Below are 16,048 nucleotides of genomic sequence, written 5' to 3'. Positions count from 1 at the left end.
GAAGGTAATAGCATGAAAAGAGAACGGATACAGCCGTTTCTCCGAGTTTTTTCGTAACTTCGCAAATCAAAATATATATGGCATTTATGGAGTTCAAAATCGTTTCACCCTACCAACCGACCGGTGACCAACCGGAAGCAATAGAAGAGCTTAGCCGGGGAGTCTTAGACGGACTTTCCGCTCAAACCCTACTGGGAGTTACCGGGTCAGGTAAAACATTTACCATGGCTAATGTCATCGAAAAAGTTCAGAAACCGACGTTGATCCTGAGTCATAACAAAACTTTGGCAGCCCAACTGTATGGAGAATTTAAAAGTTTTTTCCCCGATAACGCCGTAGAATATTTTGTATCATGATCATGATTATTACCAGCCGGAAGCCTATATTCCGACAACCGATACCTATATAGAAAAAGATTTGGCAATCAACGAAGAAATAGACCGACTCAGGCTTTCAACGACATCAGCTTTATTATCAGGCCGCAAAGACATTATCGTCGTATCTTCGGTTTCATGTCTTTACGGTATCGGCAACCCGGAAGATTTTCATAGCAACGTGATAGATGTCCGTGTCGGTCAAAATATAGAACGGAATACATTTTTACGAGCACTCGTAGGCAGTTTGTATTCCCGTAATGAAATCGAACTGAATCGAGGAAATTTCAGGGTCAAAGGAGATACGGTGGATATATATCTGGCCTATACGGAAATCATCTTGCGCATTATCTTCTGGGGAGAAGAGATAGAATCGATAGAAAGCGTAGATCCGATGACCGGGCACACGATTACTCTATTCGATGAATATAAAATATATCCGGCTAATATTTTTGTAACTACTAAAGAACGAATAGACCGGGCAATCGGTGAAATAGAACTCGATTTAGGAAAACAAGTCGAGTTTTTTAAGTCGATAGGAAAAGAAATTGAAGCCAAACGCTTGTATGAGAGGGTAACATACGATATTGAAATGATCAGAGAAGTGGGACATTGTTCCGGAATAGAAAACTATTCACGATATTTCGACGGACGGGCTGCCGGCACCAGACCATTCTGTCTGTTAGACTATTTCCCGAAAGATTTCTTAACCATTATTGATGAAAGCCATGTTACAATACCTCAAATAAGGGCAATGTACGGAGGGGATAATTCCAGAAAAGTAAATCTTGTAGAATACGGATTCCGATTGCCGGCTGCAATAGATAATCGTCCGCTGAAATTTTCAGAATTCGAAGATCTTACCAAACAGACTATTTACGTCAGCGCTACTCCGGCAGATTATGAGTTGATGAAAAGCGAGGGCGTTATCGTCGAACAGGTTATCCGCCCTACCGGACTGCTCGATCCAATAATCGAAGTCCGACCAAGTCTCAATCAAATAGACGATTTACTCGAAGAGATACAACAAAGAATCGAAAAAGATGAGCGGGTTCTGGTAACGACTCTTACCAAACGTATGGCGGAAGAATTGAACACATACCTGTTACGACTCGACATTCGCTGTAATTATATTCACTCAGACGTCGATACGTTAGAACGTATTCAAATCATAGAGGATCTACGCAACGGGCTTTACGATGTCCTTATCGGAGTAAATCTTCTTCGTGAAGGTTTAGATTTGCCAGAAGTCTCATTAGTCGCCATACTGGACGCAGACAAAGAAGGCTTTTTAAGATCTCATCGTTCTTTAACTCAAACGGCAGGACGGGCCGCCCGAAACCTGAACGGAATGGTAATCATGTATGCAGACAAAATTACCGAAAGCATGCAAAAAACGATCGATGAAACTAATCGGCGCAGAGAAAAACAGTTGGCTTATAACGAAGCAAACCATATTACGCCTCAAGCAATACAAAAAGCCAGAAACTCTATTCTCACAAAAGAAGCGGATGTTCAAACCGAAAAAGGTCAACCGATTTTATATAAAGAGGAATATGATATTTCGCATGTCAACATAGCTGCCGATCCGGTAGTCCAATACATGAATAAAGACCAATTGAAAAAGGCTATTGAAAATACCCGGAAAGCAATGGTTGAAGCTGCTAAACGAATGGAATTTATCGAAGCTGCCCAATACCGGGACGAATTGGTAAAACTACAAGACCGATACGATTCATTGTAATACAGCAAACTGAATTTCATAAACCGGATAAAACAAAGAAACAATCGGACGACAATGAAAGAATATAAACTACAAGATTGGTTACCGACTACAAAAAAGGAGCTTGAGATCAGAGGATGGGATTATCTGGACGTAATTCTTTTCTCAGGAGATGCATATGTCGACCATCCTTCTTTCGGGGCTGCAGTAATCGGACGTATTCTGGAATCCGAAGGGTTACGTGTCGCTATTGTTCCCCAGCCGAACTGGCGCGACGATCTAAGGGACTTTAAGAAATTAGGAGAACCCAGATTATTTTTCGGGGTCTCTGCCGGAGCTATGGATTCAATGGTCAACCATTATACGGCAAATAAAAGACTTCGTTCCGATGATGCTTATACTCCAGACGGACGAGCAGGAATGCGACCCGACTATCCGACAATAGTATATACTCAAATATTAAAAAAACTCTACCCCCACATACCGGTTATTATCGGAGGCATAGAAGCCTCACTGCGACGAGTTACTCATTATGACTATTGGGAAAACCGTTTAAGACCGAGTATTTTGATCGATAGCGGAGCAGATATGCTCATCTATGGTATGGGAGAACTCCCGATCAGAGAATTGATAAAGCGGCTTCGGAACGGTGAAAAAACAGGTCAGATCAAAGACTTGAGACAGACCGCCGTTATTACACCTGAAAACGAGTTGCCTCACGCACATGAAAGCGCAACCGATCTCGTTTTGTTCTCTCATGAAGAATGCTTGCAAGACAAAAAGAAACAATCCCGCAATTTTTTCCATGTCGAAGAGGAATCGAACCGATATGAGGCTCGCCGATTATGGCAAAAATATAAAAACTCGGTTATAAAGGTAAACCCACCTTATCCTCCTATGAGCGAAAACGAGATAGACGCTTCTTTCGACTTGCCTTATACTCGTCTGCCTCATCCTAAATATAAAGGGAAAAACATTCCGGCATACGAAATGATCAAGTTTTCTGTAAATTTACATAGAGGCTGTTTCGGAGGATGTGCATTTTGTACGATCTCCGCCCATCAAGGCAAATTCATAGCCTCCCGCTCGAAACGATCGATTCTGAACGAGGTAAAACAAATTACGGAAATGCCCGGATTCAAAGGATATATCAGCGATTTAGGAGGACCTTCGGCCAATATGTACAAGATGCGAGGTTCCTGTCAGGAAATATGTCGTAAATGCAAACGTCCGTCTTGTATACATCCCGAAGTCTGCAAAAATCTATATACCGATCACACTCCGTTGTTAGATATATATCATAGCGTAGATCAAATAAAAGGAATCAAAAAGTCTTTTATCGGCAGCGGGATAAGATATGATCTATTACAACACCGTCATGAGGATGAAAAAGTAAATGCAAGTACTTCGAAATATACATATGAAGTTATTACCCGACATGTATCTGGACGATTAAAGGTTGCTCCGGAACATACGTCCGACAATGTTCTGATGCTAATGCGGAAACCTAACTTCAAAAAATTCGAAGAATTTAAACGGACATTCGAAAAAATAAACGATGAAGCCGGACTCAACCAACAACTCATTCCGTATTTCATATCAAGCCATCCGGGTTGTAGAGAAGAGGATATGGCCGAACTGGCCGCTATCACAAAAAAATTAAACTTTCACCTCGAACAAGTTCAAGATTTCACCCCTACCCCGATGACGCTTTCAACCGAGATATATTATACAGGATATCACCCTTATACGGGAGAAAAAATATATACAGCCCGCAACCAAAACGAGAAACTGGCTCAAAGGCAGTTTTTTTTCTGGTATAAACCCGATCAACGAAAACAGATTTTATCGGAACTGCAAAGAATGGGACGGCCGGATCTAATCAATCGTCTATACGGTCCTCCCATAAAAAATACAAAAACAGAAACATCATCAAAAACAAAATACAAAAAGAAGAAATACAAATAATAGTAAAACTTATGAAATTACCAATCAGCAAACTCATTATGGCAAGTGCGGTACTTTTGTCTGCTTGTCAGACACAGAAAGAGAGCAGCGAAGGGATCATAGGCAAAAGCCATCCCAAAGTAGAAAACGGAATCATGACTCCGGAAGTCATGTACACTCTTGGGCGCGTCGGGGGTATAGAAATATCTCCGGATAAGAAAAAAATCCTTTATGGAGTAACATACGTGAGCATACCCGAAAACAAAAGCAATCGGGAACTATTTGTTATGGACATTGACGGAAGTAATAAAATTCAAATCACCCATACTCCTAAATCCGAACAAAATGCTGTATGGATCAACAATGGAAAACAAATAGCGTTTCTGACATCCGAAAGCGGAAGTTCTCAATTGTGGATAATGGATGCCGACGGATCGAACCGAAAACAAATCAGCAATCAAGAAAAAGGAATAGACGGTTTTCTCTTTTCTCCCAATGAGAAAAAGGTCGTATTCTTTTCGAATGTAAAATACGGTCAACGAGCCTCGGATATTTATCCGGACCTGCCCAAAGCAACCGGACGTGTTATTGACGACCTCATGTATAAACATTGGGACGAATGGGTAGAAGCCATTCCTCACCCTTTTATAGCAGACTTTAACGGCAGCACGTTAGAAAATATTAATGATATTCTCGAAGGCGAACCGTATGAAGCTCCGATGAAACCTTTCGGTGGTACAGAAGGTTTTGCATGGACTCCGGACAGTAAAAGTATTGCATATACTTGCCGAAAAAAAACCGGATTGGAGTATTCCATATCTACCAACTCCGATATTTATCTATACGATACCGAGACGAAAATAACCAAAAACCTGACCGAAGGAATGATGGGTTATGATACGCATCCGAGTTTTTCTCCCGACGGACGTTATTTAGCATGGATGAGTATGGAACGTGACGGATACGAATCAGATAAAAACCGCTTGTTCGTTATGGATATACAAAACGGAGAAAAGAAATATCTGACAGACGAGTTCGATTACAGCTTAGACATGTTAAATTGGGCAGAAGACGGACAATCGATCTACTTCTTAAGCGTATATCAAGGAATAGAGCAAATCTTCAACATTCATATCGATGATAAAAAAATAGAACAGATCACAACCGGACAGGTCGATTACGCCGATATAAAACCGATAAATGATAATCAACTGATCGTATTACAGCATTCTTTCTCAAAACCGGATGAAATTTATAGTATCAATCTAAATGATAAAGCAATTACGGAATTGTCATTCGAGAACAAGGAAACTTTAGATCAAATTACTATGGGCAAAGTGGAAGAACGCTGGATTGCCACAACAGACAATAAAAAAATGTTGACATGGATCATATATCCTCCCCATTTCGACCCGAATAAAAAATATCCGGCATTACTATATTGCCAAGGAGGTCCGCAAAGCCCTGTAAGCCAGTTCTGGTCATATCGATGGAACCTGCAGTTAATGGCAGCAAACGGATATGTCATTGTTGCACCTAACCGCCGAGGGTTATACGGGTTCGGTCAGGAATGGCTGGAACAAATAAGCGGTGATTACGGCGGTCAGAATATGAAAGACTATTTCTCTGCTATCGATGCTGTAAAGGCAGAACCATTTATCGATGAGAATCGCCTTGGAGCAATCGGTGCAAGTTACGGAGGTTTTTCTATTTATTGGTTGGCCGGGCATCATCAAAAACGATTCAAGGCATTTATCGCTCATGCCGGAATATTCAATTTAGAACAACAATATGTAGAAACAGAAGAAATGTGGTTTGCCAACTGGGATTTGGGTGGCGCTTATTGGGAAAAAGACAATGCTGTTGCTCAGCGTTCTTATGCCAATTCTCCACATCGTTTTATAGATCAATGGGATACTCCTATACTAATTACTCATGGAGAAAACGATTACCGAATACTTGCCTCTCAAGGAATGTCGGCATTCAACGCCGCTCGATTAAGAGGAGTTCCTGCCGAAATGGTTGTCTTTCCTGATGAGAATCATTGGATTGCGCAACCTCAAAATGCCATTTTATGGCAACGGATATTTTTCCGTTGGCTCGACCATTGGTTAAAACCGGAAGAAAAGAAATAAAGTTATCCCAAACGTAGAAAGCGGGCGCAAAGGTTTTATACAAAGTCTTTGCGCCCGCTTTTTATTCAAAAAAAACAAGTGTTTATAATTGAAAATTACAACATACTTTTATTATATTTGCAATACACAAACTATATACACACATATCCATGAAAAATAAAATTCTTGCCGGAGTATTATTATGTACTCTTTTTTCCTGTTCTCCTAAAATTGTATTAAACAAGATACAGGAATATCCGTCTTTATCTCAAGAAGATACAATTATGGTCGTAAATGAGGGAGAAAAAGTCCCGGTCGCTGCAACTTTGATAGGACAAGTTGCTATTTTAGACCGAAGTTTTACTATTCGATGCCGATATGATCAAGTACTGAAAATAGCCAAAGAAGAAACAAGAAAAGCCGGAGGAGATATTCTGCAAATCACCGATCACCTTTTACCGGGTGTCGCAAGTTCCTGCCACCAAATTTCAGGAAATATTCTCAAATCCGGTATATCCGATTCTACATACAACACACAAACGACATTCTACAATTATAGTGTAAATAATGTCTTGAACAAAGTACGCCCTTTACCTCCAAGAGTCGATTTTTCATTCAATGTCGGTTACGGATGGTTACCTAAAACAGAAGGGCTCACTGGGACAGATAAACAATTCGATGATAAACTGACTTCCGGACTTGCATGGGATTTGGCATTCCATCATTATATTAAAAATTTCGGATGGGGAATTTTTTATTCAGGGTACAGTTCTGACAGTTATTACGAAAAGACGAACATGGATCATAATGTCTTATTTTTATATATCGCACCTTTATTTTGTACAAAATATTCGTTCAATAAAAAATGGATGATAAACGGAGAAGTCGGTATCGGATATTTAAAATTCTCAGACAAAATATCTTCAGGAATTGAAAAAGGAAAAACCTATGTATCGACTATCGGGTTTAATTATGGAATCGGAATCGAATATAAACTTAACAAACACATGGGAATAGGTATCTCATTCAATGAAATCATAGGTTCTGCATTCCTGAAAAACATAAAGATGGAAAATGTACATAGTACCATAGTTTATAACGACTATGACAGAATAAACTTAAACCGGTTTAATTTACTTGGGGGTATCCGTTTTTATTTCGGAGACAGATAATAAATAATCAAAATATTCCGTACTATCCGGTAGAATGTCCGGATAGTACGGAATATTTTACATTACCGGACAACTCCAGACTACACGATTTTCGAATTCTTCATCTTATATCTAAAACGAGAATAAAACATGACTCCTGCCAAAGTCAGACCAATCGGAAATCCCCACCAGATACCCATAGCACCACCCCGACAAACAAAGCCAAATAAATATGCCGCAGGTAAACATACAAGGAAATAACTGACAAACGCAATCAAGGCCATCGGTTTCACATCTCCTATTCCCCTTAAAGCATTCGCATACGCAACTTGTAAGCCATCTCCGAACTGATATACCATAGTCGGTATTATCAACAATGCTACGATTCCGTTCACTTCTTCCGAATCTGTAAACAGATAACCTACCTGTTGTCGGAACAAAGCCATTATGATTACAATACATACGGCCAAAAGAATTATTACATGAAATCCGGCATTTGCTATCGATCTTACTTTATTCATTTCTCCTGATCCTTTAGCATTACTTACCAAAATCGTAATAGCCGACCCGATACCGTAATAAAGCATAAAACCGATTGTAGTAAAAGTTGCAACTGCCTGATGTGCCGCCAATGCTGCCGTACCGATCCATCCCATCATAATGACACTCAAATTGAAAGATCCGGTTTCCATCCCCATTTGCAAAGCAATAGGCATTCCCATTTTGGTTAAATGAAGCAATTGTTTCCCCGAATCACCTTTAAGATGACGAAAGCCTTCTTTAAATCTGCCATAACGAGACGTAAAGAAAAACAGATACACAAAAACCGACAACGTGAAAATACGAGATAATAATGTAGAGAATCCTGCTCCGAGCAGTCCAAGTTCTGGGAAAAAACCCGGGCCGAATATCAATAAATAGTTACCTATAATATTCAGCACATTACCACACAAAAGTATGTACATCGAGATACGAGTATCCATAATGCCATCGGCAAATTGCTTGAAAGCATTAAATAGCATGATAAAAATCAAACCCGACAAATGAATCAAGAAATAGGGTTTAATTAAAGGCAAAAGTTCTTCCGGTTGTCCCATCCGGTCTATATTAACATAAACTACGGACATAACCCCGATCAGTAAAATCGCTAAAAGCAAATTGGCGATAAGACCATATCGAAGAGTCTGACCGGCTTTTGCTACCTGATTTTTTCCGACCAGATTCCCGATCAACGGAGTAAGCCCCAGAGAAAAGCCTAAAGCAAACATCAACGGAAGATTAAAAAGATTATTTACAAAAGATGCTGCAGCCAACTCCTCCGAAGTATGATGACCGACCATCATATTATCGGCAAATCCAACAATGATAATCCCCAACTGTCCTATCATAATCGGGACTCCCAATCTCAACAATGCTACATAATGATCCCTGTATAATCGAAATGTTTTTTTCAGCATACTACACCCTAATCAAATTAAAGGTTGCAAAGATATAAATCTTATTTCAAATCAATGATCATATAGATTCGGGAATATTAAAGTCTGTCTAAAAGAAAGGCGGTATCCCGCAACGGAACACCGCCTTTACTCAACAAACTAACTCTATATACTTACGATTCACAATCCTATTAACAAAGAATTAGAAGCAGAACCTTTCATCCATTCTTCAACCGTCGACCAACGGATCGGTGAAGCACCTTCCAAAACGACCGTTTGCAAGGCTGGGACACCGTCCCAAGCTGTAGATGACAAATCTATACGTAAACGAACTTTGTCACCTTTTTTTAATCCTGCCAAAGAATATTCATTTTCTCCGCTCTTCAACTGTACCGATTTAGAATCGATTACTTTTCCGCTATTATCTGCAACCTCAACAAAAACCTGAATTTTTCCACCAGCATTTAATTCTGCCCACGCTTTCATTTTTTCAACAGCCGAATCCATAGGACGCCAATCGGTTACTTTCTGAGCTTTACGCATAGCTTCCACACCATTTGTATAAAGTTCTTTTACGGCTTTCTCATCCATCGTCGTACGGGCAACAAGAACATCATCTATAATAAATTTACCTGATGAAAAACGCTGAGACCCGGCAATACGTTCCAGTGGTCCGGCAAAAGGTTTCTGGAAAGCCTTCTTATCCAAACGACCGTCTATGTAAATCGCTCCTTCTTCTTTCTCAGGATTGTAGGTATAAACATAATGTATCCATTTTCCCGATTGCAATTTATTGTTACCGCGAACGTCGCTATTTTCGTAAGAAAGAATTGTTTTTTCTTGGAAAATACCGGCTGCCAACCGTGTTCCGGTTACATCGACATCCGCCCCCATCGGAGCTTGTCCACCGAAGAACATAGCCTGACCGTTATCCATCTGGTTCAGATAAACCCATGCTGCCAAAGTAAACGGTTTCCGGTACAGATCCATACCGCCTGCATCGACAAAAGTCTCTTTTTTGTCTTTCTTAAAACCCTTTCCGTTTTTGCCGTCGATAATTTGGGCTTTACCTTGAATCGGCAACATTTTTCCGGTAATCTCATTTTTGACTTCTTTATCTGTCGCTCCTTCGAAAGTTATATAAGCCAACGGGTCTTGCAATGCCAATCCGATTCCTCCCGGAACAATCAATTGTTGCTCTGCTTCAGTACCGACTTTCACACGGAATGTACCGGAACGAGGGAATGCGTATTTAATTTCGACACGCTGACTAGCTCCAGCATCCAAACGCAACGGTTGTGATGCAACGGTTACGCCTTCTACTTTCACATCCAAACTCTTATTAAAAGGTTCACTTCCTACATTTCGTGCCTCTGCGACATAAACCATTTCTCCTTTCTCGGTCATATTGATCGAACTACCTTCCAAAACGAGTTTTGCCGGAACTTTCGAAACTTTTAAAGGAACGGATTTTATCTGATCATCCAAAATTACGGTTAAAGTCTGATTGCCGCTTGCATATATCTGCACATCAAAAACCATTTCTTTTGTTTCTCCGGCTTCGATCTCAGCACGACGATCATCCAAGAAACTATTTCCATACAATTTAACATCAGCGATATCTAATAAATTTCCGCTGTTCTTCACCTTTACGACCACCTTAAACGATTCTCCGCCTTTTACACTTTTCGGTGCCGATACGGTATATTCAAAATCTGCTTTGTAGTCTTTATCGACCGTAAACTCACCGGAAATACCTTGGCTCGGATCTTTAAAACCGATTTTCTGCTTATGTTCGGTAGAACCTTTTGGCGGTTCAGGACAAACTCCTCCGACATGCATTCTGAATTTTCCAGCTTCCAAAACTCGTTTCATATCCGGATTCAATAAAGAAAGCAAATAAGGGTTCAGTTCGAAAGTAACGGTTTTCTTTTCTCCCGGTTTCAAGAAAACACGCTTAAAACCTTTCAAATCTATAACTGCGGTATTTACCGAAGCTACCAAATCGGTTATATATAACTGAGCTACTTCTTCACCCGGCCTTTTCCCGGTATTTTCAATATCTACCGAAACAGTCACAAAACCGGGATCTCCGCTTTTAGTAGTAGCTTTAAGGTTAGAATAACGGAATGTCGTATAACTCAATCCATGACCGAAACGGTATAATGGAGTAAACGGCATATCATAATAGTCATAATTACGTCCGGAAGTTTCATAATTATACCACAAAGGCAACTGTCCCGGATGACGAGGGAATGAGATAGGCAAACGTCCGGACGGATTCTCATCACCAAAGATAATGTCTGCAGTTGCATTACCGCCTTCTTCTCCCGGATACCAAGTTTCAAGAATAGACTCGATATTTTCATCTTCCCATGTCAATGTAAACGGTTTACCATTTACCAAAACCAGCACGACAGGTTTTCCTGTTGCTTCGACAGCTTTAATTAATTGTCGCTGTACTCCCGGTATTTCTAAAGTAGCACCATCAACATTTTCTCCCGTAGTACTTTTTTTGTTTCCGTTCTCATGTCGGTTCGAATTATCTCCCACAACAAGAATCACGGCATCAGCCTGTTTCGCAATATTCACAGCCTCTGCAAAACCTGTAGTATCCATATCGAGTTGCGTACAACCTTGCGCATACAAAACTTTTGTAGAAGGACTCACATGGTTTTTGACACCTTCTAAAACCGAAATTATCTGACCGGGTGCATATTTTGCAGAGTAGTCACCAGTCTGTCCCTGATCTGCATTCGGACCGATCACAGCGATTGTCTTGATATTTTTATCCAACGGAAGAAGATTATTTTCATTTTTCAGAAGAACCGTACTTTTTACTGCTACTTTACGAGCCAAAGCCCGATGTTCGGGAGTATCATATTCCGGAAGTTTGTTCCAAACCATATTTTCAATACTCGGTCTATCAAACAATCCCAAGCGCATCTTAGCTCTGAATACTCGACGCAGGTTGGCATCCAATTCGCTTTCTTTTATAATGCCTTTCTTTACTGCCGAAGCCAACGCCTTTTTATAAGCCGATCCACATTCGATATCTACTCCGGCACGAACAGCCATAGCGGCAGCTTCTTCCATAGTACCCACAACAGACTGTTTCCGCTGAATATTTTCAGGGCCGCTACAATCAGAAACGACAAAACCTTCAAATCCCCATTCTTCACGAAGGATTTTCTGAAGCAACTCTTTCGAACCGTTATCAGGCACTCCGTTCCAAAGCCCATAAGCCGCCATAACTCCGAATGCATTCGCTTCTTTAATAACATCGCGGAAAGGTGCTAAATGAATATTACGCATTACTCTATCCGACAATCCGTAATCATGACTATCACGACCGCCGACCGGTTGTCCGTGACCGGCAAAATGCTTAGGACAGGCAAACATGTGTTCACCCTGAAAACCCTTGATCCATGCTACACCTATACGACCAACGAGATAAGGATCTTCACCATAGGTTTCCTCGACACGTCCCCAACGGGCATCACGCGCCACATCCAACACCGGAGACCAAGAAACCCGTAAATTTGCAGCTTTAGCCTCAATTGCCGTAGCTTTACCGACTTCTTGTATTAATTCCGTATCAAACGTACTACCCATATTAATCCCGTGTGGAAATATGGTAGAACCGGTAGCATAAGACTGGCCGTGCAACCCTTCGGTTTTCAACATTGCAGGAATCTTCAACCGAGCAATACCTTTTGATCCCCAGCTATCACTCAATTGAATTACTTTCTCCTCAAGAGTAAGCCGAGGTAATAAGTCATCGATACGTTCCTCAATAGGAATGTTCGGATTTAAATACTTTGGAGTCTCTTTACTCACTTGTTGGGATATGCCCGCATTTGCCATCGAACGATTGTAAGCTTCTTCGGGATCCATACCTTCCATTTCACAAGGACAGATCTCTTCCGTTACTGCCTTATCATTTATTTCTCTTTTGTCTTTCGTGTCGGCAAAAGAAATAAACGACCCCACCAGTAACGCAGGCAAAACAATTCTCCATGTTTTTTTCATTCTGTGTGTGTTTTTAATTATTGATTAGTAATTTAAAACGAGCCAAGCAACCGGAAATTTCTCCCGACTACAAAATTTGTTACAAAAATATTCTTGAACAATTATCTTTTCACTTTATAGAGAATTAAAATGCACTTAAAAAAACGGTAAATTGAAAAATTAATCGGCAACCTTTATCAAAGACTCCAGCCATGCATATACATTTTAAAATAATTATATTTAGAAATATCTCTTTTTCAAAAAATAGCAGAATAAATGTTCTCCTTTCATTTTTTTATTACATTTGTAATGTCAAAACAGGATGGATATACAATATCAAGAAATAACACACACATTATCATCATGAAAAAACTTTTTGTCATATTTTGCTTATTATACAGCATTTCTGTTTATTCTTCTAACATAAACGGCGGATTATTTTTCAGATCACACCAACAACCGGGAACAATACGCACACGACTTGTACTGAATGGAGGAAAACCTATAAAAATAGAAAACGGAAGAACCATATCATTCGACCTCATGCTGCGAAAAGAGATTGTATGGGGATATGTCGTGAGAATCATTACAAATACACAAAAAAATATAGATCTCGTATATCTTGCCAACAAGAAAAACGATCGTTATCCGGCATGGATACTCAATGAAAGTCAACATCCGATTACACAAGATCTGACATACAATAAATGGATACCGATAAGCGTCAAATTAATGCCGAAAGATAATAAAATCACTTTTTCGTTCGGATCGATTCAAAGCACTCAATCTTTTGATTTTTCAGGATGTAAAAATGTGACTATCCATTTCGGGACTTCCGGAATCAAAAACTTTCAAGTCGGAGATGTCGCTCCCATCAATATTAAAAATGTACGGGTATTAGACAACAAAGACAACGAAATATATCATTGGGAACTAAAACAACATGCAGATAGTATCTGTTATGATCTCATAAAACAATGTCCCGCAATTACAGAGAATCCTATATGGCTCATCGATAATCACTCTTCATGGGATCAATTATATAAACAAAAAATTAAAGGAAATCCCCAAATCACATATAATTCTGATAAAAATTTATTTTACATCATTAACGGGAGCAATCAACTGACCGTACTTAATCCTATCACACAAAAGTCATATTCAATAGATAATATCAAGGGAAAATTAGCCAGTGAAAAAAACAACCAAATAACTTATGATCCGTACAACCATAGGCTCATATCTTACAGCCTTGACCAGAAATCAATTTCGGTATTCTCATCGGAGAATAATTCTTGGAGCGGTACTTTCACGAACGGTATGGATCCGGCCTATATACACCATACTGTGGCTATATCCCCTAAAGATACCTCTTTAATTACGTTCGGAGGATATGGATATTATCTGTATAAAAACACATTGTTCAAGGTAAATTTGAATACTCATCGATGGGACAGTCTTCAAATCAAAGAGATTTCACCTCGATTTTCCGCCGTATCGACAATCGTAAACAATACTCTTTACATTTTCGGTGGCAAGGGAAGCAAAAACGGACGCCAAGAAGAAGTCAGTCATAACTTATATGACCTGTATGCTGTCGATTTAGCGACATTCGGAATAAAAAAAATATGGGAAATCAAATCAAATATTGGAGATGAGACAGACCTTTTATTAAGAGGAAATATGATTTATAGTCCGACAGATTCATGCTTTTATGCAATCAATGTCTCAAAATCACAAGGTTATTTAGTCCGAATTTCTTTAAACCGTCCTGAAATAAAAAGATGCTCAACCAATATAGGAGACATGTCGGCAGGGTATTTATTTTGTAATCTGTACTACTCTCCCGACAGCAGCAAACTATATACGATATTTAACAGGGAAATAAGGAATAGCGATCCGGAAGTCTCTATTTATTCGATAGATTTCCCGCCGATTGCATTAAAAGACACGATTCAAAAAACCCCTTCGAAAAATAAGTTATGGGTAGGAGTTATCATCTTTCTGATTTTTTTATCGGGCTACGGTTTATATAAATTCTCTCGTCGGAAAAAAGATAAAAAACCGGTCTCTATCGAAATAAAAGAAAAAGAAACAGCTCCTCAGGAAGAAATCAAAAAGACATTTGACAGATCAAAAAGCAGCATCAGCTTATTAGGAGGATTTAATGTCAAAGATAAAGAAGGAGGAGATATAACGAACCAATTTACTCCTATACTAAAATCTTTATTATTAATCATATTATTGTATAGCGTAAAAACAAAGCAAGGAATTAGCAGCAACAAACTGGATAGTATCTTATGGGAAGATAAAGATGAAAAATCTGCAAGAAATAATCGCAATGTCTCTATTCGCAAATTGCGGGTTTTATTAGAAAAAGTCGGAGACATACAGGTTGTTTTTGAAAATAATTTCTGGAAAATCACATTCGGAAACGAAGTTTTTTGCGATTATGTTGCCGCAATACAATTTATTCAGGATACCTCTTTCGACGATTTTACTAAAGAGGCTACATTATATCAATTGTTAGAATTACTCGTCTTCGGTCCGTTATTACCTAATACTCAAGCCGACTGGATCGATAATTTCAAAAGCGATTATTCAGACATAACGTTAGATCTTTTACATTCTCTTTTACAAAAGAAAGAATTTGAAGATAAAGAAGATATTCAATTATTGATCGCAGATACCATTTTTTTGCATGATATTTTCAATGAAGAAGCTTTGAGGGTCAAATGCTCTATTTTATACAAAAAAGATAAAAGAAGCATTGCCAAAAACACATACGACAATTTCTGCAAACAATATAAATCATTATTAGGTACGGATTACAAAATATCATTTTCAACTATCGTAACTTCTAAGACCACCTCATAATAATAAGTTTGTTTTTAGTGGCCGTCTAAATTTTGCTCGGGTCAAGCATGAGAGAAATCCATATGAATAGTCTGTTTCCCTCTCGAAAAGAAAACTGTAGCGATACTGTCAACATCGTTATAGATCTGAAGAAAACGTAAAAATGGTCTGATGATATTTTCTTGTCTGAAAAATTTAGACAACAGCATATTAATTTTCCAAATAAAAAATCTATTTTAAACAAAAGCCCAAATATCTTATAAAATAATCGATAAATTACTCTTATTTTATTTGCCAGTTTATAGGTATTTTGTATTTTTACGAAGACCAATTCTTTTTTATTTAACATAGATGAATCATGTAAAGAAGGTATTTAGAGCCTCCGTTACATGATTCGTCATGTATGTTAGAAATAAGAATTGGTCCTTTTTATTTA

6 protein-coding genes and 1 pseudogene are annotated in these 16,048 nt (G+C 39.0%); 5 read left to right on the top strand and 2 right to left on the bottom strand.

All coding sequences use genetic code 11. The features are described from left to right. Positions 1-86: 86 nt before the first annotated feature. The 4 genes and pseudogenes from uvrB to QUE35_RS00775 all read left to right on the top strand — a co-directional run bounded on the left by uvrB (position 87) and on the right by QUE35_RS00775 (position 7,330). Positions 87-2,118, top strand: a pseudogene (uvrB, locus tag QUE35_RS00790) (excinuclease ABC subunit UvrB). Positions 2,119-2,172: 54 nt separating this feature from the next. Beyond that, positions 2,173-4,065 (top strand): YgiQ family radical SAM protein, encoded by a 1,893-nt coding sequence (locus tag QUE35_RS00785; protein WP_022599528.1) that lies wholly within the window; start codon positions 2,173-2,175, stop codon positions 4,063-4,065. An 11-nt stretch (positions 4,066-4,076) separates the two neighbouring features. Continuing rightward, positions 4,077-6,179, top strand: coding sequence for a dipeptidyl-peptidase Dpp5 (gene dpp5, locus QUE35_RS00780; RefSeq protein WP_031258048.1), 2,103 nt, complete (start codon positions 4,077-4,079; stop codon positions 6,177-6,179). 149 nt (positions 6,180-6,328) lie between these two features. Continuing rightward, positions 6,329-7,330 (top strand): hypothetical protein, encoded by a 1,002-nt coding sequence (locus QUE35_RS00775; RefSeq protein WP_022599531.1) that lies wholly within the window; start codon positions 6,329-6,331, stop codon positions 7,328-7,330. An 80-nt stretch (positions 7,331-7,410) separates the two neighbouring features. Here the strand turns inward: QUE35_RS00775 and QUE35_RS00770 are convergent, their stop codons facing one another. After that, complete coding sequence (locus QUE35_RS00770) at positions 7,411-8,766, bottom strand: MATE family efflux transporter (protein WP_022599533.1); 1,356 nt, start codon at positions 8,764-8,766, stop codon at positions 7,411-7,413. 159 nt (positions 8,767-8,925) lie between these two features. Beyond that, a complete protein-coding gene (locus QUE35_RS00765; protein WP_022599535.1) occupies positions 8,926-12,777 on the bottom strand; it encodes a glycoside hydrolase family 3 N-terminal domain-containing protein in 3,852 nt (1,283 codons plus the stop codon). A 342-nt stretch (positions 12,778-13,119) separates the two neighbouring features. Between QUE35_RS00765 and QUE35_RS00760 the strand changes: the two genes are divergently transcribed. Then, positions 13,120-15,633 carry a Kelch repeat-containing protein gene (locus QUE35_RS00760; protein WP_147404851.1) on the top strand — a complete coding sequence of 838 codons (2,514 nt, stop codon included), beginning with the start codon at positions 13,120-13,122 and terminating at the stop codon, positions 15,631-15,633. The last annotated feature ends 415 nt before the right edge of the window (positions 15,634-16,048 follow it).

The sequence above is a fragment of the Coprobacter fastidiosus genome (assembly GCF_030296935.1).
GTDB lineage: Bacteria > Bacteroidota > Bacteroidia > Bacteroidales > Coprobacteraceae > Coprobacter > Coprobacter fastidiosus.
The sequence above is the reverse complement of the archived record's forward strand: the minus strand, read 5'-3'. Positions and strand labels throughout refer to the sequence as shown.